This is a genomic window from Citrobacter sp. RHBSTW-00029 (genome assembly GCF_014104295.1).
Lineage (GTDB): Bacteria > Pseudomonadota > Gammaproteobacteria > Enterobacterales > Enterobacteriaceae > Citrobacter > Citrobacter youngae.
In genome coordinates this window covers 3569156-3593641 of the sequence record NZ_JABXRT010000001.1, presented here as the reverse complement: position 1 = coordinate 3593641, position 24486 = coordinate 3569156, and the positions used below count along the sequence as shown (strand labels likewise).

At 54.1% G+C, this 24486-nt stretch carries 24 protein-coding genes and 1 tRNA gene; 14 read left to right on the top strand and 11 right to left on the bottom strand.

Annotated features, from left to right (window positions below; translation table 11 throughout):
- The first annotated feature begins 81 nt into the window (after positions 1–81).
- A complete protein-coding gene (locus tag HV041_RS17430; protein ID WP_142879581.1) occupies positions 82–912 on the top strand; it encodes a topoisomerase II in 831 nt (276 codons plus the stop codon).
- A 25-nt stretch (positions 913–937) separates the two neighbouring features.
- Here the strand turns inward: HV041_RS17430 and HV041_RS17425 are convergent, their stop codons facing one another.
- The 4 genes from HV041_RS17425 to pepA all read right to left on the bottom strand — a co-directional run bounded on the left by HV041_RS17425 (position 938) and on the right by pepA (position 6585).
- A complete protein-coding gene (locus HV041_RS17425; RefSeq protein ID WP_061067135.1) occupies positions 938–1441 on the bottom strand; it encodes a GNAT family N-acetyltransferase in 504 nt (167 codons plus the stop codon).
- 215 nt (positions 1442–1656) lie between these two features.
- A complete protein-coding gene (locus HV041_RS17420) occupies positions 1657–4512 on the bottom strand; it encodes a valine--tRNA ligase (RefSeq protein ID WP_115643976.1) in 2856 nt (951 codons plus the stop codon).
- Positions 4512–4955 carry a DNA polymerase III subunit chi gene (gene holC / locus HV041_RS17415; RefSeq protein WP_048212826.1) on the bottom strand — a complete coding sequence of 148 codons (444 nt, stop codon included), beginning with the start codon at positions 4953–4955 and terminating at the stop codon, positions 4512–4514. The genes HV041_RS17420 and holC overlap by 1 nt, the downstream gene beginning before the upstream one ends.
- Positions 4956–5073: 118 nt before the next feature.
- Positions 5074–6585: a leucyl aminopeptidase gene (pepA, locus tag HV041_RS17410; protein WP_003025870.1), complete on the bottom strand. Its 1512-nt coding sequence runs from the start codon at positions 6583–6585 to the stop codon at positions 5074–5076.
- A gap of 153 nt (positions 6586–6738) precedes the next feature.
- Between pepA and HV041_RS24910 the strand changes: the two genes are divergently transcribed.
- The 3 genes from HV041_RS24910 (at position 6739) to lptG (ending at position 9034) form a co-directional block, all read left to right on the top strand.
- Positions 6739–6789 (top strand): hypothetical protein, encoded by a 51-nt coding sequence (locus HV041_RS24910; RefSeq protein WP_212723231.1) that lies wholly within the window; start codon positions 6739–6741, stop codon positions 6787–6789.
- Between the two features lie 62 nt (positions 6790–6851).
- Entirely contained in the window at positions 6852–7952 is a 1101-nt protein-coding gene (gene lptF, locus HV041_RS17405) for an LPS export ABC transporter permease LptF (protein ID WP_048212825.1), read from the top strand.
- Positions 7952–9034 carry an LPS export ABC transporter permease LptG gene (gene lptG / locus HV041_RS17400; protein WP_048212824.1) on the top strand — a complete coding sequence of 361 codons (1083 nt, stop codon included), beginning with the start codon at positions 7952–7954 and terminating at the stop codon, positions 9032–9034. Before lptF ends, lptG begins: the two co-directional genes overlap by 1 nt.
- A gap of 105 nt (positions 9035–9139) precedes the next feature.
- Here the strand turns inward: lptG and HV041_RS17395 are convergent, their stop codons facing one another.
- The 5 genes from HV041_RS17395 to idnD all read right to left on the bottom strand — a co-directional run bounded on the left by HV041_RS17395 (position 9140) and on the right by idnD (position 15035).
- Positions 9140–10642: a helicase HerA-like C-terminal domain-containing protein gene (locus tag HV041_RS17395; protein ID WP_121585399.1), complete on the bottom strand. Its 1503-nt coding sequence runs from the start codon at positions 10640–10642 to the stop codon at positions 9140–9142.
- A 79-nt stretch (positions 10643–10721) separates the two neighbouring features.
- Positions 10722–11720: a LacI family DNA-binding transcriptional regulator gene (locus HV041_RS17390; RefSeq protein WP_048212823.1), complete on the bottom strand. Its 999-nt coding sequence runs from the start codon at positions 11718–11720 to the stop codon at positions 10722–10724.
- A 52-nt stretch (positions 11721–11772) separates the two neighbouring features.
- On the bottom strand, positions 11773–13092 hold the full coding sequence (gene idnT, locus HV041_RS17385; protein ID WP_016155581.1) for a gnt-II system L-idonate transporter: 1320 nt from the start codon (positions 13090–13092) through the stop codon (positions 11773–11775).
- A gap of 123 nt (positions 13093–13215) precedes the next feature.
- Positions 13216–13980, bottom strand: coding sequence for a gluconate 5-dehydrogenase (gene idnO, locus HV041_RS17380; protein WP_048212822.1), 765 nt, complete (start codon positions 13978–13980; stop codon positions 13216–13218).
- Positions 13981–13991: 11 nt separating this feature from the next.
- Positions 13992–15035, bottom strand: a complete 1044-nt coding sequence (gene idnD / locus HV041_RS17375; protein ID WP_121585400.1) for an L-idonate 5-dehydrogenase — start codon at positions 15033–15035, stop codon at positions 13992–13994.
- A 217-nt stretch (positions 15036–15252) separates the two neighbouring features.
- Between idnD and idnK the strand changes: the two genes are divergently transcribed.
- Positions 15253–15774 carry a gluconokinase gene (idnK, locus tag HV041_RS17370; protein WP_048212820.1) on the top strand — a complete coding sequence of 174 codons (522 nt, stop codon included), beginning with the start codon at positions 15253–15255 and terminating at the stop codon, positions 15772–15774.
- A 30-nt stretch (positions 15775–15804) separates the two neighbouring features.
- Here idnK and HV041_RS17365 read toward each other — a convergent pair whose 3' ends face one another.
- Positions 15805–16824, bottom strand: coding sequence for an NAD(P)-dependent alcohol dehydrogenase (locus tag HV041_RS17365; RefSeq protein ID WP_003839634.1), 1020 nt, complete (start codon positions 16822–16824; stop codon positions 15805–15807).
- A gap of 220 nt (positions 16825–17044) precedes the next feature.
- Between HV041_RS17365 and HV041_RS17360 the strand changes: the two genes are divergently transcribed.
- The 4 genes from HV041_RS17360 to HV041_RS17345 all read left to right on the top strand — a co-directional run bounded on the left by HV041_RS17360 (position 17045) and on the right by HV041_RS17345 (position 19825).
- Positions 17045–17129: transfer RNA gene (locus HV041_RS17360), tRNA-Leu, on the top strand.
- Between the two features lie 164 nt (positions 17130–17293).
- On the top strand, positions 17294–18556 hold the full coding sequence (locus HV041_RS17355) for an integrase arm-type DNA-binding domain-containing protein (protein WP_032166295.1): 1263 nt from the start codon (positions 17294–17296) through the stop codon (positions 18554–18556).
- 30 nt (positions 18557–18586) lie between these two features.
- A complete protein-coding gene (locus tag HV041_RS17350; RefSeq protein WP_001066527.1) occupies positions 18587–19225 on the top strand; it encodes a hypothetical protein in 639 nt (212 codons plus the stop codon).
- 369 nt (positions 19226–19594) lie between these two features.
- Positions 19595–19825: an AlpA family phage regulatory protein gene (locus HV041_RS17345; RefSeq protein ID WP_001670042.1), complete on the top strand. Its 231-nt coding sequence runs from the start codon at positions 19595–19597 to the stop codon at positions 19823–19825.
- Positions 19826–19921: 96 nt separating this feature from the next.
- On the opposite strand, the gene HV041_RS25125 is transcribed toward HV041_RS17345, so the two are convergent.
- A complete protein-coding gene (locus HV041_RS25125; RefSeq protein WP_000190569.1) occupies positions 19922–20107 on the bottom strand; it encodes a YlcI/YnfO family protein in 186 nt (61 codons plus the stop codon).
- A 190-nt stretch (positions 20108–20297) separates the two neighbouring features.
- Between HV041_RS25125 and HV041_RS25220 the strand changes: the two genes are divergently transcribed.
- Genes HV041_RS25220 through HV041_RS17320 form a run of 5 tightly spaced genes read left to right on the top strand, consistent with a single transcriptional unit; the run spans position 20298 to position 24185 of the window.
- Positions 20298–20474: a host cell division inhibitor Icd-like protein gene (locus tag HV041_RS25220; RefSeq protein ID WP_023248598.1), complete on the top strand. Its 177-nt coding sequence runs from the start codon at positions 20298–20300 to the stop codon at positions 20472–20474.
- Positions 20467–20820 carry a hypothetical protein gene (locus HV041_RS17335; protein WP_182294250.1) on the top strand — a complete coding sequence of 118 codons (354 nt, stop codon included), beginning with the start codon at positions 20467–20469 and terminating at the stop codon, positions 20818–20820. Before HV041_RS25220 ends, HV041_RS17335 begins: the two co-directional genes overlap by 8 nt.
- 31 nt (positions 20821–20851) lie before the next feature.
- Complete coding sequence (locus HV041_RS17330; RefSeq protein ID WP_023248596.1) at positions 20852–21136, top strand: hypothetical protein; 285 nt, start codon at positions 20852–20854, stop codon at positions 21134–21136.
- Positions 21133–21516, top strand: a complete 384-nt coding sequence (locus HV041_RS17325; RefSeq protein WP_001075577.1) for a DUF5375 family protein — start codon at positions 21133–21135, stop codon at positions 21514–21516. The genes HV041_RS17330 and HV041_RS17325 overlap by 4 nt, the downstream gene beginning before the upstream one ends.
- Positions 21513–24185, top strand: a complete 2673-nt coding sequence (locus HV041_RS17320) for a TOPRIM and DUF927 domain-containing protein (RefSeq protein WP_126656137.1) — start codon at positions 21513–21515, stop codon at positions 24183–24185. Before HV041_RS17325 ends, HV041_RS17320 begins: the two co-directional genes overlap by 4 nt.
- The last annotated feature ends 301 nt before the right edge of the window (positions 24186–24486 follow it).

Here is a 24486-nt window from a genome sequence, read left to right as displayed (position 1 = left end):
CTTGCTGCTGCCGTAATAATCAAAACGCGCGAAGGGGAAATATATCCCCAGAACAGAGACGATTTAGCATAAGGATGGTTAATGAACTGGGCACACGTATTGTTGGCGGGTTATATCGGGGCGGTGATTGCTATCGTCGTCGGCATGTTTCGCAAAAAAGGCTGGCTGGGCAAGGTCTCCGGCGCGGTGGTCTTTGTGGTAGCGATTATCGCGTGGAATCTGTTTGATGTGCACTACCTGATCCCACGCGAAAGCCCGGATTATGGTCTGACGGATGCGCAGAAATTTGAAAACGCGATGCTGTCCATGCCCGTTTATCAGGTGCTTAAGGAGCAGGAGCCAGCGCTGTGGCAGAACATCCTCACCCAGGCAACGCAGTTGAAGGAGGCGGGGAAAAGCGAGCAACAGATTATCGACGCTATTCAGCCGCAGATCCTACAGGTACAGATGGCGCGTTTGCAGCAGGCGCCTGATGCCAACGTGATCGAGTATATGAAGATTAATCTCGAGCAGATTGCCGCGGTGGCAAAAGTGGGCAATGACGAATGTTTTCGCTTTTTATTCCCGGCAGTGAAAGGCGGGATTAACCCGGTGCGTATTATTCCGCGCGAGCTCATGAACCGTCGTATGGCCAGCGACATGAGTATGATGCACGCGGCTTATGGCCCGAACAAACATACGGTTACGGTGGAAGAAAAACAGTTGGCGCTTCAGGATCTGCAATCCATCAGTCCGGGGCTGGTACAGCGCTTTGGACCGGATATCCAAATTATGGCCGATCCGAGTAAAGGCGTGGGCAAAGAGAAAGTCGTCTGTGAAATGGTGCAAGATTTATGGTCACAGGTGCTGAAGCTGCCAACCGCGCGCGCGGCTGGCGTGATTCGACTGATGCTCTCAGCCGAAATGCAGTAAAGCAGAAATGCTCCTTTGCCTGACGTCAGAGGGGCTTTAACATTCGCACTTCACAATCTACGTGCCCGGTACAGCCCAGCGCTTCGCTGATATGCTCAAAGCCTAAATGCTCATACAGGCGAATTGCCTCAGTCAGAAAAGCCGTGGTTTCCAGATAGCACTGCTTAAAACCCTGCTCGCGGGCATGTTCAAGTGCCATCAGCGCCAGCTTTTTCGCCAGCCCCTGACCGCGCGCGCTTGAGAGGAAGTACATCTTTTGCAGTTCGCAAATGTCCGGTTCGCTACACCCTAATGGTGCCACGCCGCCGCCGCCCACGACTTCACCGTTTAGCTCAACCACCCAATAAGCCGCGCCCGGCTGGCTGTACACCTGGAACAGCTCATCCAGATTGGGGTCGGCAACCGTGTAGCCTTTATCGGCGGTCAGGCCGTGTTCGGCGGAGACCTGGCGGATAACGTTGGCAATCGCGGCGTTATCATCGGCAGAAATTCGACGCAGCGTCGCCGCGACGGAGGTTATGGCACTCATAGCGAACTCATGACAAAAAAGTGGGACATATGCAGTTAATACCACTGCGATGAGGGGAAGCGCAAGCGAGGATAATTCAAGAAAAAGCCTCTGAGCGAGAACGCCAGAGGCTTTATCGGGTTCACGAGCTGTCGGTTGCTTATCCGACCTACGTTGACGGTGCCCGTAGGCCGGAAAAGCGCAAGCGCCATCCGGCAAACGTATGGGCACGATTTTTACAGCGCGGCGATAACTGCCTGCTGCTCAATCAGCTTCGCTTTGGCTTCCGCGTAACCGTCCAGCTTCTCACGCTCTTTGGCGATCACCGCTTCCGGTGCGCGGGCAACGAAGCCTTCGTTGGAGAGTTTGCCTTCGATACGGGCAATCTCACCTTCGATTTTCGCGACTTCTTTCGCCAGACGCGCCAGTTCATCTTCTTTGTTGATGAGACCTGCCATTGGGATCAGCAGCTCGGCGCCGTCGATGATTTTGGTCACCGAAACCGGACCTTTGTCATCGGCAGGCAGCACGGTGATGCTTTCCAGACGCGCCAGGTTCAGCAGGAAGCTCTTGTTGTCGTTAACGCGACGCATCGCATCCGCGCTGCAACCACGCAGCATCAGCTCCAGCGGTTTGCCTGGGGCAATGTTCATTTCCGCGCGGATGTTACGTACGGCAACGATCGCCTGCTTCAGCCATTCGGTATCAGCCAGTGCCGCTTCATCAACCTGAGCCGCGTTATATTCCGGGAACGGCTGCAGCATGATGGTATCTGCGGTGTTGCCACAAATCACTTTCACGCGCTGCCAGATGGTCTCGGTGATGAAGGGGATGATCGGATGCGCCAGGCGCAGCAGGCCTTCCAGCACGGTCACCAGCGTATTACGGGTGCCGCGCAGTTCAGCATCAGTTCCTCCGGTCATTACCGGCTTGGTCAGCTCCAGATACCAGTCGCAGAACTGGTTCCAGGTGAACTCGTACAGAATGCCCGCGGCGATATCGAAGCGGAAGTTATCCAGCGCTTCGCGGTACGCTTTGATGGTCTGGTTGAATTCAGCCAGGATCCAGCGGTCGGCCAGAGACAGGGTCATTTCGCCGCCGTTGAAGCCGCAATCCTGATCTTCGGTGTTCATCAGCACGAAGCGGCTGGCGTTCCACAGCTTGTTACAGAAGTTACGGTAACCTTCCAGACGCTTCATATCCCAGTTGATGTCGCGGCCGGTAGAGGCCAGCGCCGCCAGGGTGAAACGCAGGGCGTCGGTACCGTGCGGCTCGATGCCGTTCGGGAACTGCTTCTCGGTGCGCTTGGCGATCTTCTCGGCCAGCTGCGGTTGCATCATGTTGCCGGTACGTTTTTCCAGCAGCTCCGGCAGCGAGATACCGTCGACCATATCCAGCGGGTCAATCACGTTGCCCTTGGATTTGGACATCTTCTGGCCTTCGTCGTCACGGATCAGACCGGTCATGTAGACGGTATGGAACGGAACCTGCGGCTTGCCGTTTTCATCTTTGATGAAGTGCATGGTCATCATGATCATGCGGGCAATCCAGAAGAAGATGATGTCGAAGCCGGAAACCATCACGCTGGTTGGGTGGAACTGACGCAGCGCATCGGTATTTTCTGGCCAGCCGAGGGTAGAGAAGGTCCACAGCGCGGAGGAGAACCAGGTATCGAGAACGTCTTCGTCCTGACGAAGCTGAACGTCAGCGCCGAGGTTGTTTTCCTGACGCACTTCGTCTTCGGTGCGGCCAACGTAGACGTTACCGTCGTTGTCATACCATGCCGGGATACGGTGACCCCACCACAGCTGACGGGAGATACACCAGTCCTGAATATCGCGCATCCAGGAGAAGTACATGTTTTCGTACTGCTTCGGTACGAACTGGATGTCGCCGTTCTCAACCGCTTCAACCGCCGGTTTTGCCAGCACGTCGGCACGGACGTACCACTGGTCGGTCAGCATCGGTTCGATAACCACGCCGCCACGGTCGCCGTAAGGAACGGTCAGATCGTGAGGTTTGATCTCTTCCAGCAGGCCCATCGCATCGATGGCAGCGACGATCGCTTTACGCGCGGCAAAGCGTTCCAGCTTCTGGAATTCAGCCGGGATAGCGTTGGAGTAAACGTCAGACTCTTCACCTTTGGTGTCATACACTTCCGCGGTTTCGCGGATGTCGCCATCAAAGGTCAGAATGTTAATCATTGGCAGGGCGTGACGACGGCCGACTTCATAGTCGTTAAAGTCGTGCGCAGGGGTGATCTTCACGCAGCCGGTGCCTTTTTCCATATCGGCGTGTTCGTCGCCCACGATAGGAATACGGCGGTCAACCAGCGGCAGCATGACGAATTTGCCGATCAGATCTTTATAACGTGGATCTTCCGGGTTCACGGCCACGCCGGTATCGCCCAGAATGGTTTCCGGACGAGTGGTCGCCACGACCAGGTAATCTTTACCGTCTGCGGTTTTCGCGCCGTCGGCCAGCGGATAGCGGATGTGCCACATCGAGCCTTTAGACTCGCGGTTTTCCACTTCCAGGTCAGAGATGGCTGTGCGCAGTTTCGGGTCCCAGTTTACCAGGCGCTTGCCTCGGTAAATCAGGTCTTCTTTGTACAGGCGAACGAAGACTTCTTTCACGGCATTGGAAAGGCCTTCGTCCATGGTGAAGCGCTCGCGCTCCCAGTCAACGGAGTTGCCGAGACGGCGCATCTGACGGGTAATGGTGCCGCCGGATTCCGCTTTCCACTGCCAAATTTTGTCGATAAACGCTTCGCGACCGTAGTCGTGACGGGTTTTACCTTCTTCAGCGGCAATCTTACGTTCAACCACCATCTGGGTTGCGATACCCGCGTGGTCGGTACCGGCCTGCCACAGGGTGTTTTTGCCCTGCATGCGCTGGTAGCGAATCATGGTATCCATGATGGTTTGCTGGAAAGCATGACCCATATGCAAACTGCCGGTGACGTTCGGCGGCGGGATCATGATGCAGAAGGACTCTTTGCTTTCATCGCCGTTAGGTTTGAAATAGCCCTGCTTTTCCCAGTGCTCGTAAAGCGGCTGTTCGATATCTTGTGGGTTGTATGTCTTTTCCATTATTTCCAGGTTGCCGTATTCAGGTTAAAACCAGCCACGCGGTAAGCTTTGTAGCGATCGCGTGCCGATTGTTTCAAAGAATCTTCGTAAGGAACGAAGTCTATCACTTCTGTGAAAGCGGTGGCAAAATCTGCAAAGCCAACGCGTAAACTGATGAGCAGGTCGCGCGGGCTGCTGTTGCGTTTTTCCGGCCAGGCAATCTCTACCGGGGCGCCGCCTCTGGGGCCTTCACCCGCCAGATTATGTGGAACAAAGCTTTCTGCCGGTCTTGCCCACAGGGCTTCATCCAGTCGCAGAGCCTGCTTTTCGTTTTCACAGGCGATCAGCACACGCTTGCCAGCCCGCCAACGTTCTGCGGCAATTTCACACACCAGTTGTTCAACGGCGCTGAGGCCGTCGATGGTGTTGTCATTGTCCAGAATATAGAACGTTGCATTTCTCATATATGGGGCTTCTTTTGGTGGATTTAAATGCGAAGCCGGATGGCGCTACGCTTATCCGGCCTACGGTTGAGTGACGTTGTAGGCCGGGTAAGGCGAAGCCGCCACCCGGCGTTTTACATCACTCTTCGCCGTTAAAACCGGCACGATTGAGCAGGAACTGCGACAGCAACGCGACCGGACGACCGGTTGCGCCTTTGGCTTTCCCTGAACGCCATGCGGTACCGGCGATATCCAGGTGCGCCCAGTTGTACTTACGGGTAAAGCGTGACAGGAAGCAGCCCGCGGTAATGGCGCCGCCAGGGCGTCCGCCGATGTTCGCCATATCCGCAAAGTTAGACTCTAATTGCTCCTGGTATTCATCACCCAGCGGCAAACGCCACGCGCGGTCGCCAGCCTGCTCGGACGCACCGATCAGCTCATGCGCCAGCGGGTTGTGGTTCGACATCAGGCCGGTGATGTGATGGCCCAGCGCAATCACGCACGCGCCGGTCAGGGTCGCGACGTCAATCACCGCTTCCGGCTCAAAGCGTTCGACGTAGGTTAACACGTCGCACAGCACCAGACGGCCTTCGGCATCGGTATTGAGCACTTCAACGGTCTGCCCGGACATAGTGGTCAGCACATCGCCCGGGCGATACGCGCGGCCACCCGGCATGTTTTCGCAGCCCGCCAGTACGCCGACGACGTTGATGGGTAGTTGAAGCTCGGCCACCATGCGCATTACGCCGTACACTGCCGCCGCGCCGCACATGTCGTACTTCATCTCATCCATGCCTTCGGCTGGTTTGATGGAGATACCGCCGGAGTCGAAGGTTAACCCTTTACCGACCAGCACAATCGGACGCGCGTCTTCGGACGGATTGCCTTTGTACTCGATGACCGACATCAGTGACTCGTTCTGCGAGCCGTGGCCGACGGCGAGATAAGAGTGCATACCCAGCTCTTTCATCTGCTGCTCGCCGATCACGCGGGTCACAACATTTTTGCTGTAGCTGTCTGCCAGCTGACGCGCCTGAGAAGCCAGATAGGCGGCGTTACAAATATTTGGCGGCATATTGCCGAGATCTTTCGCCGCTTTAATACCGGCAGCAATGGCCAGGCCGTGCTGGATAGCACGCTCGCCGCTGGTCAGCTCACGGCGGGTCGGTACGTTGAAGACCATTTTACGCAGCGGGCGGCGCGGCTCGCTTTTGTTGGTCTTCAACTGGTCAAAGCTGTACAGCGTTTCCTGGGCCGTCTCAACGGCCTGGCGCACTTTCCAGTAGTTATTGCGTCCTTTGACGTGCAGCTCAGTCAGAAAGCAGACGGCTTCCATTGAGCCAGTATCATTCAGCGTATTGATGGTTTTCTGAATGACCTGCTTGTACTGGCGCTCATCAAGTTCACGCTCTTTGCCACAACCAATGAGGAGAATTCGCTCAGACAGAACGTTAGGAACATGGTGCAGCAACAGGGTTTGACCCGGTTTGCCTTCCAGTTCGCCACGACGCAGCAGTGCGCTGATGTACCCGTCGCTGATCTTGTCGAGCTGCTCTGCAATCGGAGAGAGGCGGCGTGGTTCAAAGACACCCACGACGATGCACGCACTCCGCTGTTTCTCCGGGCTACCGCTTTTTACACTGAACTCCATGCACTACGCTCCTGAATCTTAAAGACAACAGCGGTGGCTACGGATAGAATTGCAAGCTTTCGTAACTCATACCCGCTGTTGCGGTGACTTCGTGTTAATCTTAACGTTATTACGGCATTGGCACGTCAGAACAATTTCTGAGAGGTGGATCCGTTGAGTATAATGATCTTAGCGACGATTTCGACGACTCAAGAGAATAAATGACGTTTAAGCCATGAAACAAGCTAAATTCCGGCAAAAGACGGGTTTTTACGGGCGTATTTAAAGTGATAATCATAAGATATCTGGTTCGGGAAACGCTCAAAAGCCAACTTGCGATCCTATTCATCCTGCTTTTGATCTTCTTTTGTCAAAAGTTAGTCAGGATCCTGGGTGCGGCTGTTGACGGTGATATCCCGGCGAATCTGGTGCTCTCGCTGCTGGGGCTGGGCGTGCCAGAAATGGCGCAACTTATCTTGCCCTTAAGCCTCTTCCTTGGGCTGCTAATGACGCTGGGCAAACTGTATACCGAAAGTGAAATTACGGTCATGCACGCCTGCGGGCTGAGCAAGGCTGTGCTGGTAAAAGCGGCGATGGTGCTGGCGTTGTTTACCAGTATCGTTGCGGCAGTCAACGTAATGTGGGCCGGACCGTGGTCCTCCCGGCATCAGGATGAAGTGCTGGCGGAAGCAAAAGCGAACCCCGGCATGGCGGCGCTTGCTCAAGGGCAATTCCAGCAGGCAACGAACGGCAGTTCGGTGTTGTTTATCGAAAGTGTTGATGGTAGCAGCTTCAAAGATGTGTTCCTCGCGCAAATCCGCCCGAAAGGTAACGCCCGTCCTTCGGTGGTTGTGGCTGATTCCGGACATCTGACTCAGTTGCGTGACGGCTCTCAGGTCGTGGTGCTGAACAAAGGTACGCGTTTTGAAGGGACCGCGCTGCTGCGCGATTTCCGCATTACCGATTTCCAGGACTACCAGGCGATTATCGGCCATCAGGCCGTGGCGCTGGATCCCAACGATACCGACCAGATGGATATGCGCACACTGTGGAATACCGACAACGCTCGGGCCCGTGCGGAGCTGCACTGGCGTATCACATTGGTATTCACCGTATTTATGATGGCGCTGATGGTTGTCCCGCTGAGCGTGGTTAACCCGCGTCAGGGTCGCGTGCTGTCGATGCTGCCAGCCATGCTGCTCTATTTGCTGTTCTTCCTGGTGCAGACGTCGCTGAAGTCGAACGGTGGCAAAGGTAAACTGGATCCGGTGTTCTGGATGTGGGTGGTAAACCTGGCCTATCTGGCGCTGGCGATTGTGCTTAACCTCTGGGATACGGTGCCGATGCGCCGCTTGCGTGCCCGTTTTATGCGTAAAGGAGCGGTATAATGCAGCCCTTTGGTGTACTTGACCGCTATATCGGTAAAACCATTTTTACCACCATCATGATGACGTTGTTCATGCTGGTGTCGCTCTCCGGGATCATCAAGTTTGTCGACCAGCTGAAAAAAGCCGGGCAGGGGAGCTACGATGCGATGGGCGCCGGGCTGTATACCCTGCTCAGCGCACCGAAAGATATCCAGATCTTCTTCCCGATGGCGGCGCTGCTGGGTGCGTTGTTGGGGCTGGGCATGTTGGCCCAGCGCAGTGAACTGGTGGTGATGCAGGCTTCCGGCTTTACCCGTATGCAGGTAGCGTTGTCGGTGATGAAAACCGCGATTCCGCTGGTGCTGCTGACGATGGCCATCGGGGAATGGGTGGCACCGCAGGGTGAACAGATGGCGCGTAACTACCGTGCGCAGCAGATGTACGGCGGCTCGCTGCTCTCTACCCAGCAAGGACTGTGGGCGAAAGATGGCGACAGCTTTGTTTACATCGAGCGAGTGAAAGGGGACGCCGAATTAGGCGGAATCAGCATTTACGCCTTTAACGACAAGCGTCGTTTGCAGTCCGTTCGCTATGCCGCCAGCGCGACGTTTGACCCGGAGCAGAAGGTCTGGCGTTTGTCGCAGGTGGATGAGTCCAACCTGACCGACCCGAAACAAATCACCGGTTCGCAGACGGTGAGCGGCACCTGGAAAACCAACCTTACGCCCGACAAGCTCGGCGTCGTGGCGTTGGATCCTGACGCGCTGTCGATTAGTGGTCTGCATAATTACGTGAAGTACCTGAAGTCGAGCGGCCAGGACGCCGGACGCTACCAGCTCAATATGTGGAGCAAAGTGTTCCAGCCGCTGTCAGTGGCGGTCATGATGCTGATGGCGCTGTCATTTATCTTCGGCCCGCTGCGTAGCGTGCCGATGGGTGTGCGTGTGGTGACGGGGATTAGCTTCGGTTTTGTGTTCTATGTGCTGGACCAAATCTTTGGCCCGCTGACGCTGGTGTACGGCATTCCGCCGATTATCGGCGCGCTGCTGCCAAGTGCCAGCTTCCTGCTGATTAGTCTGTGGCTGATGCTGCGTAGGTCGTAATCACAGTAAAGCGCAGTGCCTGATGGCGCTGCGCTTATCAGGCCTACCAGGGCCCGTAGGCCTGATAAGGCGTTTACGCTGCCATCCGGCACAGTAACACGGACACTAGCGTTTTCTCCCGCCCATCAAACTCCCCAACATGCCGCGGATTATCTGATTAGTGACCTGTCGCGCCGCGCTTTTCGCCACGCTCTGTACCACGCCATCGCGCTTGCCGCCGCGCGGTCCTGTGCTGCCAAACAAAATATCCTTCAACCCACCGAGAATACCGTCGTCAACCTCGACCGCTTTACCGTTGGCGGGAGGCGTATTTTGCTGCCCGGTGCTGGCTTGCACGCCTTGCTGTAAACGCTCATAGGCGGATTCGCGGTCGACCTCTTCCTCATATTTGCCGTACAGCGAGGAGTGATTGATCAGCCCGTTGCGCTCATCGTCGGTTACCGGCCCCATACGGGAGCAGGGCGCAATCACCATTGCCCGCTCCACCACCGACGGGCTGCCTTTGGCGTCCAGAAACGACACCAGCGCCTCGCCGGTGCCCAGCTCCTGAATAGCTTTCTCGGTATCAAACGCCGGGTTGGCGCGCATGGTTTGCGCCGCGCTTTTCACCGCTTTCTGATCTTTCGGCGTGAACGCGCGCAGGGCGTGCTGCACGCGGTTACCCAACTGGCCAAGCACGTTGTCCGGAATATCCGACGGGTTTTGCGAGACGAACCACACACCGACCCCTTTCGAGCGGATCAGGCGGATCACCTGTTCGATTTTATCCAGCAGCACCTGCGGGGCGTCGTTGAACAGCAGATGCGCTTCATCAAAGAAGAACACCAGTTTTGGTTTTTCCAGATCGCCTGCTTCCGGCAGCTGTTCGTACAGTTCGGAGAGCATCCACAGCAGGCTGGCGGCGTACAGTTTGGGCATCTGGTAGAGTTTCTCGGCGCTGAGGATGTTGATCATCCCTTTGCCGCTGGCGTCGGTTCGCATCCAGTCTTTGATATCCAGCATCGGTTCGCCAAAGAAGTGCGCCGCGCCCTGTTGTTCCAGTGACAACAGTCCGCGCTGGATAGCGCCCACCGAGGCGCTACTGATGTTGCCGTACTGGTTCTGGAACGATTTAGCGTTATCGCCGATGTACTGCGTAATGGCCCGCAGATCTTTGAAATCCAGCAGCAACAGACCCTGGTCATCGGCAATACGGAAGATAATATCCAGCACGCCGGACTGCACGTCGTTGAGATTCAGCAGACGAGCCAGCAGCAGCGGCCCGAGATCAGATACCGTGGCCCGCACCGGGTGACCCTTTTCGCCAAAGATATCCCATACCGTGACCGGATTGGCATGCGGTTGCCAGTCGGTAATGCCGATGTTTTTCAGGCGGGCGAGCAGCTTTTCAGAGGCTTGTCCTTCCTCGGCCACGCCGGTTAAGTCACCTTTCACATCGGCCATAAATACCGGTACGCCAATCCCGGACAGCGATTCGGCAAGCTTTTGTAACGTGACGGTTTTACCGGTTCCGGTCGCGCCGGTAATCAGCCCGTGACGGTTGGCCATGCCTGGCAGTAAAAACAGTTCGGTGTCCGGCGTGCGGGCAATTAGCAGGGGTGCGCTCATTGAGATTTCCTCCATTTATCCTGCCTGGAGTATAGGCAATGTCCATCAAAGAGAGTATGCGATGGCGAGAGAAAATGACTTAAAGTGTATTGCCGTGATAAATCTGATACCCAAGATCCACGGTGTTGTGGTTATGGTCGTTGTTCTTGATTTTGCTCAGCAACATCTGCGCCGCCATGCGGCCAATGTCAAAACGCGGGGTGATCACGCTGGCGAGGCTTGGGATCATCTGCCTGCCCATTTCCAGCCCGTGAAAACCGGCAATTGAGATCTGTTCCGGAACGGCCAGCTCGCGCTCGCGGCACAGCAGCAGCGCGCCCATCGCAATATCGTCGTTGGTGCAAAACACGCCGTCTACATCCGGATGCGCAGCCAGCGCGTCCCGCATCATCTGGGTGCCAAGATGAATGGACGAAATAGCGCGCGGATTGACGCGCAGCGGCACCAGACCCCGACGCGTCATGGCATCGCAGTAGCCGCGATAGCGTTGTTCATCGCGGACGTCGTCTTTCGAACCTAGGTAGAGGATTTTGCGCCGCTGACGTTTATCCAGCATGGTGCTGACCATATCAAACGCCGCCTGACGGTTATCGAAACCTACTTCCATGTCCAGACGATCGCCCTGAATATCCATCAGCTCGACCACCGGAATGTTGGCTGAACGCAGAAATTTAACTGTGCGCAGAGTGTGATATTTCTCGGACAAAATAATGCCGTCGATATTGTACGACAGCAGGTTAATCACCGACTCTTCCTCTGATTCCCGGTCGTAATTGTAGTTGGCGATCAGCGTCTGATAGTTATGGTCCGAGGTGACTGACTCAATACCGGCCAGAATATCTGCGAACAACTGGTTTTGAAACGAGGGGATCAGCACGCCGAGCGTGTAGCTTTGCGCGTTCAGCAGCATCGCGGGCGCGCGGTTGGGGATGTAATTAATCTCCTCCATAATCTGCGCGATGCGTTCACCGGTTTCCTTTGCGACCTTTTTCGGCGAGCGAATGTAGCGGCTCACCGTCATTTTGGTCACGCCCGCCAGCGTGGCGATGTCTTGCAAAGAAATTCTGTGGTTCCTCATTTTCTCTCCAGTGCCGGGGAGCGCAGACCTGTGCTCCCCGGTGATGACCGTCTTAATGCAGGATGGCGTTCAGCGCCAGAACCCCCAGCAGCCCCATAATGGAAATCAGTGTCTCCATGACCGTCCATGTGCGCAACGTTTCCCCCACGCTGAGATTAAAATAGCCTTTAAACAGCCAGAATCCCGGATCGTTAACGTGGGAGGCAATCACGCTGCCCGCGCCGGTAGCCAGCACCATCAGCGCCGGGTCGGCATGCGTGACGTTGATAATCGGCAGCACCACGCCTGCGGTGGTGATCGCCGCTACGGTGGCTGAACCGAGCGCGATGCGCAGCAAGGCGGCAACCGTCCAGCACATCAGCAACGGAGAAAGCGACGTGCCGGTCATCAGGTGCGAGATATATTGTCCCACGCCGCTGTCGACCAGAACCTGCTTAAACGCGCCGCCCCCGGCGATGATAAACACAATCATCGCGATTGCGCCGATAGAGTCGCCAATGATATCCATAATTTGCTCGATCGTACGCCCGTTACGTCGACCAAGGGTAAAAATGGCGAGCACGATAGCGATAAACAACGCGACCGCAGGGTTACCGATAAACTCAAAGAACACCCGCACGCTGTTGGTCTTTGGCAGCGTAATTTCGCACACGGCGGCGACCGCCATCAGTATGACCGGGATAACCGCCGCAAAGATACTGTTCCAGAACGACGGCATCTCTTCTTCGGTGAACAGATGCGGGTTGAATAATCCTTCCGGTGGCGCTTTCTCAAAGCGGGTCAGCAGCTTAGAAAACAGCGGCCCGGCGACAATCACCGTCGGGATAGTAATAATAAATCCGTACAGCAGGGTGGTGCCGAGATTGGCCTCAAAAATGGTGGCAATCGCGGTCGGCCCCGGATGCGGCGGCAGAAAACAGTGGGTCACGGACAGCGCGGCGACCATCGGTACGCCAACATACAGCAGCGGCAGGCCGGACGAGGCCACCACCGTAAACACCAGCGGTAGCAGCAGAACAAAGCCGACTTCGAAGAACATCGCCAGGCCGACAACCAGACCGGTGATCACCAGCGCCCACTGCACGCGCTTTTTACCGAATGTGCCAATCAGCGTGGTGGCGATGCGCTGAGCCGCGCCGGTATCGGAAATCAGCTTGCCGAGCATTGCGCCGAAGCCGAGGATCATCGCCAGCCCGCCAAGCGTGCCACCGATCCCGTTTTGTATTGAGTGCAGAACGGCCTGTGCATCCATCCCTTCGGCAAAACCAACGACCGCCGCCACCAGGACCAGAGCAATAAAGCCGTTAACTTTAAAGCCAATCATCAGGACCAGGAGCAGCGCGACGCCTGCCGCAATTATTATTAATGGCATAATCGTTTCTCTTATATCCCCGTCATCCTTCAAGCTGCAGGTGTGTTGGCTGCAACTCGAATTATTCAGGGGGGAGCCAAAAATGCAGCGCCTGGGCGCTGCGTGATGTTGCGTTGTGTGGTATCAGACGGCGACCAGCATGCCGCCATCGACAAACAACAGGTGCCCGTTAACAAAATCGGATGCTTTAGAAGAGAGGAATACCGCCGCGCCGATCAGCTCCTGTGGATCGCCCCAGCGCGCGGCTGGCGTACGTTTGCATAGCCAGGAGGTGAAGGCTTCATCCTCTACCAGCGCTTTGGTCATTTCGGTTTTGAAGTAGCCCGGCGCGATCCCGTTGACCTGGATATTGTGGCGTGCCAGCTCAACACACATCCCGCGGGTAAGCATTTTTACCGCGCCTTTGGAGGCGGCGTACGGCGTGATGGTGTCGCGGCCCAGTTCGCTCTGCATGGAGCAGATGTTGATGACCTTTCCGGCCTGACGTTCCACCATGCGACGCGTTACCGCCTGGGAGACCAGGAATACCGCCGTCTGGTTAACGGCAATCACATCGTTCCAGTCCTGCTCCGGGAACTCGGTAAACGGATGGCGACGCTGGATACCGGCGTTATTCACCAGCACATCAATTTGGCCAATGTCTTTTTCGATATGGTCGATGGCGGCGTCAATGTCCTGTTTATGCGTAACATTGAACGGCGCGGCCACGGCGCGGATCCCTTCCTGCTGCAGTTTGGCGACGGCGGCCTCCGCGCGCTCCGGCGTAATGTCATTGACGATAATCTGCGCGCCATATTTACCCAGCCCAGTCGCCAGTAAATAACCAATACCCTGGGCCGAACCGGTGATCAGAATATTTTTGCCGTCCAGTGAAAAAAGATCGTTCATCATGCTATTCCTTATTTTATGTCTTCGAAAACGAGCTGGACCTTCGCCGCCTGGGTTTTATCCCCGGCGAAGATCAGCGCCTGTTCGAGGTCGGTAAACGGATATTCGGCGCTGAGTAACGGCAGCGGATCGATAACGTTATTCGCCAGCCACGACACTGCGGTGTTGAACTCGGTGGTAAAGCGGAACGAACCTTTGAGCGCGATCTCTTTGCCGATCAGCATCATCATCGGGAAGTCCGGCACCGCGCCGCCCATGCCGACCTGCACCATCACGCCTTTCGCGCGGGTCACTTCCAGACAGGTGGTGATTGAGGACGGATGGCCGGAGACTTCGAAGCTGACGTCGAAGTAGCCTTTCTCTTTTTTCCACTCATCGAGCGAGTCCTGCTGCGGGTTAATCAGCGTGTCGGCTCCCATTTGTTGCGCCAGCGAGAGCGAACGTGAACTGATATCCGCACAGACGATTTCTGCCGCGCCGAGCGTTTTTACCGCGCTGATGATGAGGCAGCCGATAGGCCCAACGCCGGAGATAAACACGCGCTTGCCCTGCAGGTCGCCCGCTTCATGCGCGGCGTGGATCGCGACCGCCAACGGTTCGGCAAAGGCCATGACTTTTTCATCGGCCTCCTGAGGGTAGGGGATGCACTGCGCAGTATCGACGGTTTTAAACTGAGTAAAGCCGCCGTCGACGTGGGGAAAATACATGGCGCTGCCAAAAAAGCGCATTTCCGTACACTGGTTTTCTTCATGCTGCAGACAGTATTTGCAGTGACCGCAGGGCTTCGACGGATTAATCGCCACCGACTGACCTTCATGTAATTCTATTGAATCGCTGTGCACTACTTTACCAATAACTTCATGGCCTAAAATCATCGGCGCTTTAACGGTAAAATTACCGACTTTGCCTTCCTGATAATAATGTAAATCGGAACCACAAATTCCCCCGCGGGTAATTTGTACCAGCGTTCCTTTATTATTCCATTCTATATTTTGGTCGGTAATGGCAACAGTTTTCTTACCCGCGACAACGCAGGATTGGGTTTTGACTTGCATAAATGCCTCACTGGTCAGGTAGTAACCTCGGCAGCATTTAAACGGTTTTAATTGTTATTATTTGTGACGCAGATCACGCTGAGAAATTGTTACACTACAATGTTACGCATAACGTGATGCGCCCTGTAAATCTGCTCAGTCGCGGCGAAAAAAGGTGAATTCTGCAATGTGGAAGGCGTAGTATCGCGCCATGGAATATGAATCTGGAGTTTTTTCAATGGCCGGGGAAAGTTATATTTTGATGGGCGTTTCGGGAAGCGGTAAATCTTTAATTGGCAGCAAAATTGCCGCAATGTTATCGGCTAAATTCATTGATGGCGACGATCTCCATCCCGCTAAAAATATTGATAAAATGTCTGACGGTATTCCATTAACCGATGAAGACCGACTGCCGTGGCTAGCGCGATTAAATGACGCCTCATACAGTTTATATAAAAAGAACGAGACCGGGTTTATTGTCTGCTCGTCATTAAAAAAACAGTACCGCGATATATTGCGTCAGGGCAGCCCGAATGTGCATTTTCTGTGGCTGGACGGCGACTACGAGACCATTCTGGCGCGCATGCAGCGTCGGGCAGGGCATTTTATGCCAGTGGGATTACTCAAAAGCCAGTTCGACGCGCTGGAGTGCCCGCAGGACGATGAGAAAGATATTGCCCGCATCGACGTGAACCATGACATTGAACATGTGACGGAACAGTGCCGCCAGGCGGTGCTCGCGTTTCGTAACGGGCAATAAGCCCAGCCCCTTGCGGGACTGAGCCCGGCATCAGAAGTCGGCTTTCAGCACCACGCGGTAGCGGGCCTTGCCGTCACGCACGTGCTGGATTGCTTCGTTAATTTGCGACATCGGGTACAGCTCGGTGGTAGGCGACACCTTGCTGCGCCCGGCAAACTTCATCAGCTTGCGCAGCTCGAATGGCGTCCCGGTCGCCGAACCGGAGATGCTGCGATCCCCGGCAATTAAGGTAAATGCCGGCACCGGCAGCGGCTTCAGCACCGCGCCGACGGTATGGAAGTTTCCGCCGTAGGCCAACGCTTCAAAATAGGGCTGCCAGTCGAGATCGACGTTAACCGTGTTAATAATGAGATCGAACTGGCCCGCCAGCGCTTTTAGCGCATCCGGATCGCGGCTGTTGACCACCTTATCCGCCCCCATCGCCAGCACTTCCTGCTCTTTCGCCGGATTGGAGCTGAATGCGGTCACTTCGCAGCCCATCGCGTGTAACAGCTTAATGGCGATATGCCCCAGGCCGCCGATACCGATCACCCCGACGCGGCTGGTGGCGGTGATATGGTGCATCAGCAGCGGTTTGAACACGGTGATACCGCCGCACAGCAAGGGGCCAGCCGCCGCCAGATCAATGCTCTCCGGTAGCGGGATCACCCACTGCCAGTCGGCTCGCAGCTTCTCGGCAAAGCCGCCGCGATTGAGAATAGTAGGAACGGAACCTTCCAGGCAGTTAATCTGATTACCGCTGATACAGGCGTCACAATGTCCGCAGCTGCGCGCCGTCCAGCCAATACCGACGCGCTGACCAACCTTCAGACCCTTATCCTGCGCCGCGCTGCCGAGTGCCGCCACGCGACCAATCACCTCATGCCCGGCAACCAGCGGATACTGAGAGAATCCCCATTCGTTGTCGATCATCGACAAATCGGAATGGCAGATACCGCAGTAATCGACCTGGACTTCGACATCTTCCGGCTTGAGCTCGCCCGCATCATATTCATAGAGTTCGAGTTCGCTGCCCGCCGCTTTTGCGGCGTAGCTTTTTATCATCGACATCGTGTTTCCCTCTGTGTGGTGTTGAACTGGAAGTGTAGAGCATGGGGAAACGGGACGCTTCGCAGAAGGGGGGATTAAGAAGCGGGCAAACTGTGATGAGGGTTACAGCTAAGAAAGGTAATGCTGAAATTTTCAACACTTAGCAGGCCAGACACACGCTGGCGCTTGCATGGCGGCGCACGACAGGTATAATCCACAACGTTTTCCGCATCCCTTCCGTGCCGGAGTGGCGAAATCGGTAGACGCAGTTGATTCAAAATCAACCGTAGAAATACGTGCCGGTTCGAGTCCGGCCTTCGGCACCATTAACACTTCTTTTGACGTTTCCTGAAGTCTACAAATCCAGAAAAAATCCTTAAAAACAAGCAAGTTACCGTATTTCATGGTCTTTGTTGGTCTCTTGTGGTCTACCCTCTTTTGGGGGCATAATCGGGGGCATGTCAATTCGATCAGGATTTGTGCCCCCAAAATGAAACTCAATGCTCGCCAGATAGAGACCGCAAAGCCGAAAGAGAAAGCCTATAAAATGGCTGATGGAGGCGGCTTGTATCTTGAAGTCTCCCCAAAAGGTTCCAAGTATTGGCGCATGAAATATCGCCGCCCATCTGACAAAAAGGAAGATCGGCTCGCTTTTGGTGTATACCCGACGATCACTTTGGCTGAGGCTCGGGGTAAGCGTGATGCAGCAAAGAAATTGTTGTCTCAGGGCATTGACCCCAAAGCTGAGCAAAAGGGGGCACAAGCTGAAATTGAGGGGGCATATTTATTTGAAACTATCGCAAGGCAATGGCACGCAAGTAACCTAACTTGGAGCGAAGATCATAGCCGTCGCGTTCTGCTGACGCTTGAGCAGTATATTTTCCCCTCGATAGGTCAAATTGACGCCAGAATGTTGAGAACCAGCCAGCTTCTCAATCCGATCAAAGCTGTTGATGCGGCAGGTAAACATGATGTTGCGCAGCGACTGATGCAGCGCGTAACCGCAATTATGCGTTTCGGTGTGCAGAATGACCTTCTTGAATCAAATCCTGCCAGTGATATGGCTGGAGCGCTTTTAAGCGTTAAGGCAACCCATCACCCAGCACTACCCCCAAAAAGAATCCCTGAGTTTCTTGAAAGACTATCACGCTATAAAGGGCGACTAATGACACGGCTTGCCGTTGAATTAACGCTACTCACATTTATTCGTTCAAGTGAGATGCGTTTTGCTCGCTGGAGTGAGGTTAACTTTGAACGAAGCGAGTGGACGATACCCGGAATTCGTAAACCTATTCCCGGCGTAAAACACTCTGAGCGTGGGATGAAGATGAAAACTGAACATATTGTTCCGCTTAGCAAACAAGCATTTGATATTTTTAAACGTTTACATGCGTTGAGCGGTAAAGGCGAGGTTATATTTCCCAGCGATCATGATCCTAAAAAAGTAATGAGTGAAAATACTGTAAATAGCGCCTTACGTGTAATGGGATATGATACGAAGACAGAAGTATGTGGGCATGGTTTTAGAACTATGGCACGTGGTGCGCTAAGTGAGTCGAAACTATGGAATGATGATGCCATTGAAAGACAGCTAAGTCACGTTGAACGAAAAAACGTGAAAGGTTCATATATGCATACTTCTGAATATCTTGAAGAAAGAAAATTAATGCTGCAATGGTGGGCTGATTACATTGATGCTAACAAGAATGGATCTATCACACCATATGATTTTGCGCGTGTGCATGGAAAATAATTACCATTGTGGTACTGAGGAGAGATTCAAATGAATAACACTCAATCTGATAATAATTTGTTTTATTTTAATAGGTTAACGTACATTACGCCGCACGAAGTGGCGCTTGCTATGAATGGTTTTGACTATGATACCGAAAATGATGAATTGACTGATATTCAATTAAAAGAGGTTATTCGGTTAAGAAAGGCAATAACCAGAAATCTACAATTGATTAATGAATATAAAAACATATCCGCCACGCAAAAAGTGGAGGCGAATTTAGTATTAACTGCCGCTTATATCTTTCAGAGGGAAGATATTGTACCTCCTGAAATTAAGGAAAGAATTGAGAACGCATTGCAACAACAAGTAAAAAATAAAGATTGGGGCGATATTTTAATGATGCTAGGAGGAAGTGAATTATATGAAGTTGGTAAAAAGTTAAGGAGTAATGGCAGAGGGCAGTACAGAAAAGATGATGAGGATAATTATAGTTGTAAATTAATTTACTTACTAATTGAGTTGCTTAAGAAACATGGAAAGGGAAATTATAGCGATAATAGTGTTATATATAATGATATTGTTTCTTTTTGTAATGAGAATGAGATTCTATTGAAAGGAGTTAAAAAAGCTACGTTCTATAAGAAAATAAAGCTGGGGAAAGACATTATAAAATACGGAGAGTGAATTTATTATTACTATCTGTATATCTCTCATTAGAAGGGGCTACAAGAGGCTCTAAGGGGCTATAGAGGGTAATACAGTGTAATACTGTGGTAATCCCTGAGTAATATGAATCGATAAAACGCAATAATACCTTCTAACGTATGATTTGTTTGTGCTGCAATGCTATCTATATGAATTTTATTGATTTTATTTTGTTGTGCGTTTTCCTCTTCTCGTGTTCTTTCATATGAACATTATTTCTTTTTTCAGTAGAAACTATCACGTTTCAATAGAATCAGCGTTTGTATTAATAGATTCCATTATCACTAGAATCACTTTTTTTCAGTGTTTAAAGTCACCGTGAACTTAAGTAGAACACGGAGTAACAAGATGGAATATGCAAACAACCTTTCAGATAATCAGACTCTTATTTCAGCAAAAGAGGTGTTAAGACGCGTTCAGCGTAGTAAGGCATGGCTTTACAAACAGCTTTCAAATAATACATTTCCCCGCCCAGTAAAAATAGGAACTCGTGCAATTTCATTTGTTGAAAGCGAAGTCGATCACTGGATTCAAGAGCAAATATATGCCTCTCGTGGTGAACGGCATGAAAATCACTAATAAAAAAGCCCGACATATTGAGTTTGTGGGCTTAAAAATATTGTCGCTTACTGAAATTTGCATGGAGCCTGAGAGAACGTCTGTTAGCTTCTCTATTCAGCCTCCTTGCTCTGGCTTAACTTTCCTGCGCTGGCGGCGTTTGATCTCACTTTGCATGGATGTAATGATGAATTGTGACGTACTTTCGTCCTCTTCTTTCACCATTTCCATCGCTTCAACTACGTCATGTGGCACTCGTGCCTTTAAGGCTTGTGATTTAGCATTCTTTGTACCGGTAGCCATTACTGAATCTCCGTATGTTTGGTGGGCCACAGTATACACGGGAAAAGAACAAAGAAAAGCATTGACGTGGGCCACACCTAATATTTATAGTGGGCCACACCTTGAGTGTTCTAGGGTGAAAAAGGCGAAGCCCGGCAGTGCAGCAACACTAACCGGGCCTCTGACCAATCCGCTGTATGAGGAAACGAAGATGGCTAAAAAGAAGTGTACCTGGTTATTTGCTGCGATCAACCGCAGTCAACGCAATGCCTGTCCTGTGATGTTAAGGATCACCGCAGATAACGAGCGCTCAGCGCGGCGCAGACTGGCCCCGGACTACGTGCTGAGCTTTGCCGGTCGCATTCCCTGCGGAGGTGAACATGCGTAATTATCCGCAACCCGGCGAACGCTGGCAGCATGAACGTGGCTGGACCGTCACAATCATCCGATTAATTGAAGCCTCGCCCTCCGTGGCGCTGGTTAATCCTGAATTCAGCTGTGAAGTGCTGATACGTCATGACAGCGACAACCAGCTTTCTTCCTGCCCTCTGGCATGGTTTGAACAGCGGTATACGCGCCTGTTTGATGCGCCGCTCTTTAAACCTTCGCCAGCTCCGAAGGGCGGTAGTGGCTCTCTGACACTACATCCGTCTGTGGTATTTACCCGTTGGCGGGAGTGCAGCATACGGCGTTCTGCTGAACCTGACGACAGTCACTATTCAAAGTTTCTCTGACAAAACACCGCTGAAAACGGAGTAATCCACGATGAATTTTTCAAACGGGCACAACAGTGCTCAGGGCCACACTTTGCCTGAAAAACACAATACTGGTGCTTTTGCCTATGGATTGTCAGAGGACGGTTTCGGAAAGCTGACTCGCGCAAGAAATGCCTGCGACATGCTCCAGCTTCTCTTTTCTGAATACCCGTCTCAGGGCGGAACGCTGGATGCAGGCTGTGCGCCAGGCATTGCCGCGCTGATGGAGTACCTGCGGGCAGATTTGACGGATATTGCACACAGTTGCGCACTGATTGAAGGAGGCACCCAATGAACCAGCCGCAGGTTTCTATTTTTCCGGCAGAAATGACTACTGCGCTTTACCGGCGGGCTATTGCATCGGCATGGCGCCAGAAAGCGCTGACTGAAACCGGCTGCGATCAATATGGTCCGCACAGCCTGACGGTTGAACGTATTGAAATGGCCATTGCCCTGCATATCGAGTGCGCATTGATTAACGAATATGGCGAAGCACAGGGAGCAGCGGCGGCGCTGGCGCTGCTGACTGACATGCTGGAACCATCATTGCTGACCGCGCCGCCGGTACTGACTGTGCGCGGCTGTGAAGTGATGGCGGAGCTGTACCGCACGCTTCCGGCGGCCTTTGATGACTTCTGCAGCACGGGTGTGGCGCTGCATCAGGGGGAAGTATGACAACACAGACGGTTACGCAGATTTCAGCCGCCGCGCGGGGGAAATGGCCCGTTATTCTGCAGATGCTGCGTATTGATGTACCTGAAAACGGCAGGCACGGTCCCTGCCCGAAATGTGGGGGCAAGGATCGTTTTCGCCTCGATGACCTTGACGGGCGCGGGACGTGGATTTGCAGCCAGTGCGGCAATGGTGATGGTCTGGATCTGGTTAAGCTCATGACCGGTTACGGTGTCAGAAAGGCCGCGCAGGAGGTGGCGCAGGTGCTTAATATTCCGGATGTGCAGAAATTGCCCGTTAAGCCCGCCAGGCAAAAAGCTCCTAAACGCGACATGAACCTTACCGTGGCGGCGCTGATGAAAGAGAGCCATACGGGAGAAAGCCCCTATCTGACCGGAAAAGGGTTCGCCGGATACCCGGCCCCCCTGACCGGGAGCGTGCAGCATATCAGCGGTAAGGATTTCCCTGCCGGCTCCCTGCTGCTACCGCTCACGACCAACGCCGGAGCCGTGACCGGTGCGCAGCTTATCGCCCCGACGGGTGAAAAAAGCATACTGCCCGGCAGCACGATGAAAGGCGCGTTTGTGGCGCTCAGCCCGTTACCGTCTGAACCACCGGTACAGGTGGTGATTACCGAAGGTTACGCCACGGCACTGACGGTGAGCCAGATCACCGCCGGATGCGTAGTGGCTGCCATATCTGCTGGCAACCTGCCCAACGTCGCACAGGCGCTGCGGGCACGCTGGCCTGAGGTAAAAATTATCATCGCCGGTGATAACGATTTTCAGGACGGGGGCGAGAATCCCGGCAGATCTTTTGCTGAACGGGCGGCAAAAGCCGTTGGCGGCTGGATGACGCTGCCACCGGGAGAGATCAAGGCCGACTGGAATGATTTCCATCGGGAGCACGGTATTAACCGTGCCCGTGAAGCCTTTCGCAACGGTCTGGTGCTGTGCGGGGAGGGCCGCACGCAACTGCCGCACGGGTTCCGTCTAACCCAGGAATATCTCTGGTATGAAAAACAGGTACAGCGCAACGGTGAAACGGAAATCCAGAACGTCAAAATATGCAACCCGCTGCGCGTAACGGCAATCACCTGCGATGCTGATGGCGGTAACTTCGGGCGACTGCTGGAGTGGGAAGATACGTGGGGTGAGCGCCGCCGCTGGGCGATGCCGATGGAAATGCTGAGCGGCAGCGGTGAGGAGCTGCGCCGGGTACTGCTGGTCAACGGGCTGTCCTATATCAGCACCACCGGTGAGGCCCGCGCACGCCTTATGGAATATATCTCTCTTTGTAAACCGGAACGCCGCGTGACCTGTGTCAGCCGCACCGGCTGGCATGGTCAGGTTTACGTCCTGCAGGATGAGGTCAGCGGTGAAGGTGCAGAGGGTGTCATTCTCCAGACCACTTCCGTGCAGGGTCGCGATTTCCGCGTGTCGGGCACAACGGAGGAATGGCGGGAGCACGTTTCCCGCTACTGCACCGGCAACTCCCGCGTGGCGTTTGCCGTCAGTCTGGCGTTTGCTGCCCCCCTGTTACGGTTGGTTGGTATGGACGGCGGCGGCTATCACCTCAAGGGGGAATCGACGGACGGTAAGACCACCACAATGAAAGCGGCAACCTCCGTCTGCGGCGGGCCTGACTACTGGCAGACGTGGCGGGCAACCGGCAACGCGCTGGAGGGATGCGCCAGCCGCCGCAACGATGCCGCCATGATGCTCGATGAGATCCGGGAGGTGGACGGACGCGAGGCAGGCAATATCGCCTACATGCTGGCAAACGGTCAGGGCAAGGGCCGTGCCGGTACGGACGGTGAGCTGCGCACCCGTAAGCAGTGGCGGCTGCTGTTCTTTTCAACCGGCGAGCTGTCACTGACCGAACATGCGGCAAAAGCTGGTGAGCGTACCTTTGCCGGGATGGAAGTCAGGATGATCCAGATCCCCAGCGATTCCGGGAAATTTGGCGTATTTGAGGAGCTGCACGGCTTCGACAGCGGCAAGGCACTGGCGGAACATCTGGAGTGGGCCACGTCCAGCTACTACGGTTCGCCGTTCCGGGAGTGGCTGAAAGCCCTGACCGCTGACCTTAACGGGCTGACGGCACAGGCAAAGTCACTGATGAAGGAATATACCGCCGCGCTGACCCCGAAAGATGCGGGTAATCAGGTGGGCCGGGCCGTCAACCGATTTGCACTGGTGGCGATGGCGGGCGAGCTGGCAACCCGTCTGGGGATCACCGGCTGGCCTGAGGGAGAAGCCCTGCGGGCAACCCGCGTCTGCCTGAACGCATGGCTGAAAGATCGCGGGCATACTGCCAATCAGGAAGATATTGCCGCGCTGGAGCAGGTACGCAGTTTCTTTACCGCGAATCAGTACAGCCGCTTTGCAGACTGGCACGACGAGCGCAACCGCCCCGGCAATATGGTGGGCTGGCGCAGGGTGGAGAAAGGCAGTACTGCGCAGGGCACGGAAGCCGTCACCACGTTCTACGTCATGCCGTCCGGCTGGAAAGAAATCTGCCGGGGATTTGACCCGCGCAAGGTGGCGCGTTTGTGCGCGGATCGTGGATACCTGCTGCCCTCCACCGATGGCAAGCTACAGACAACCATTCGCCCGCCAGAGATGAATCCCCGCAGACTCTATGTCTTCAACAGCGAGGTGCCGGGTTAAGGCTTTGCGTGAGTCTTATTTATTAAGGGTAACAGGTGAAACAGGTGGAACAACCGTATTTTATAAGGGCTGAGCCTGTTCCACCTTTTGAAATAGTAAGGTGGAACAGGTGGAACGCCAGCCGATCCGCTGTTCCACCTTGTTACCCGCGATGTTCCACCTGTGCTGTGCATATAAATACTTTATAAAACAATGACGTAACACATGTTTCACCTGTTCCACCACTGCAGGGACATAACGCAGACTGAAGCCGAGGCATTTTTATCTGGCTGGCTTTCATAGCCACGCCTGAATAACTGAA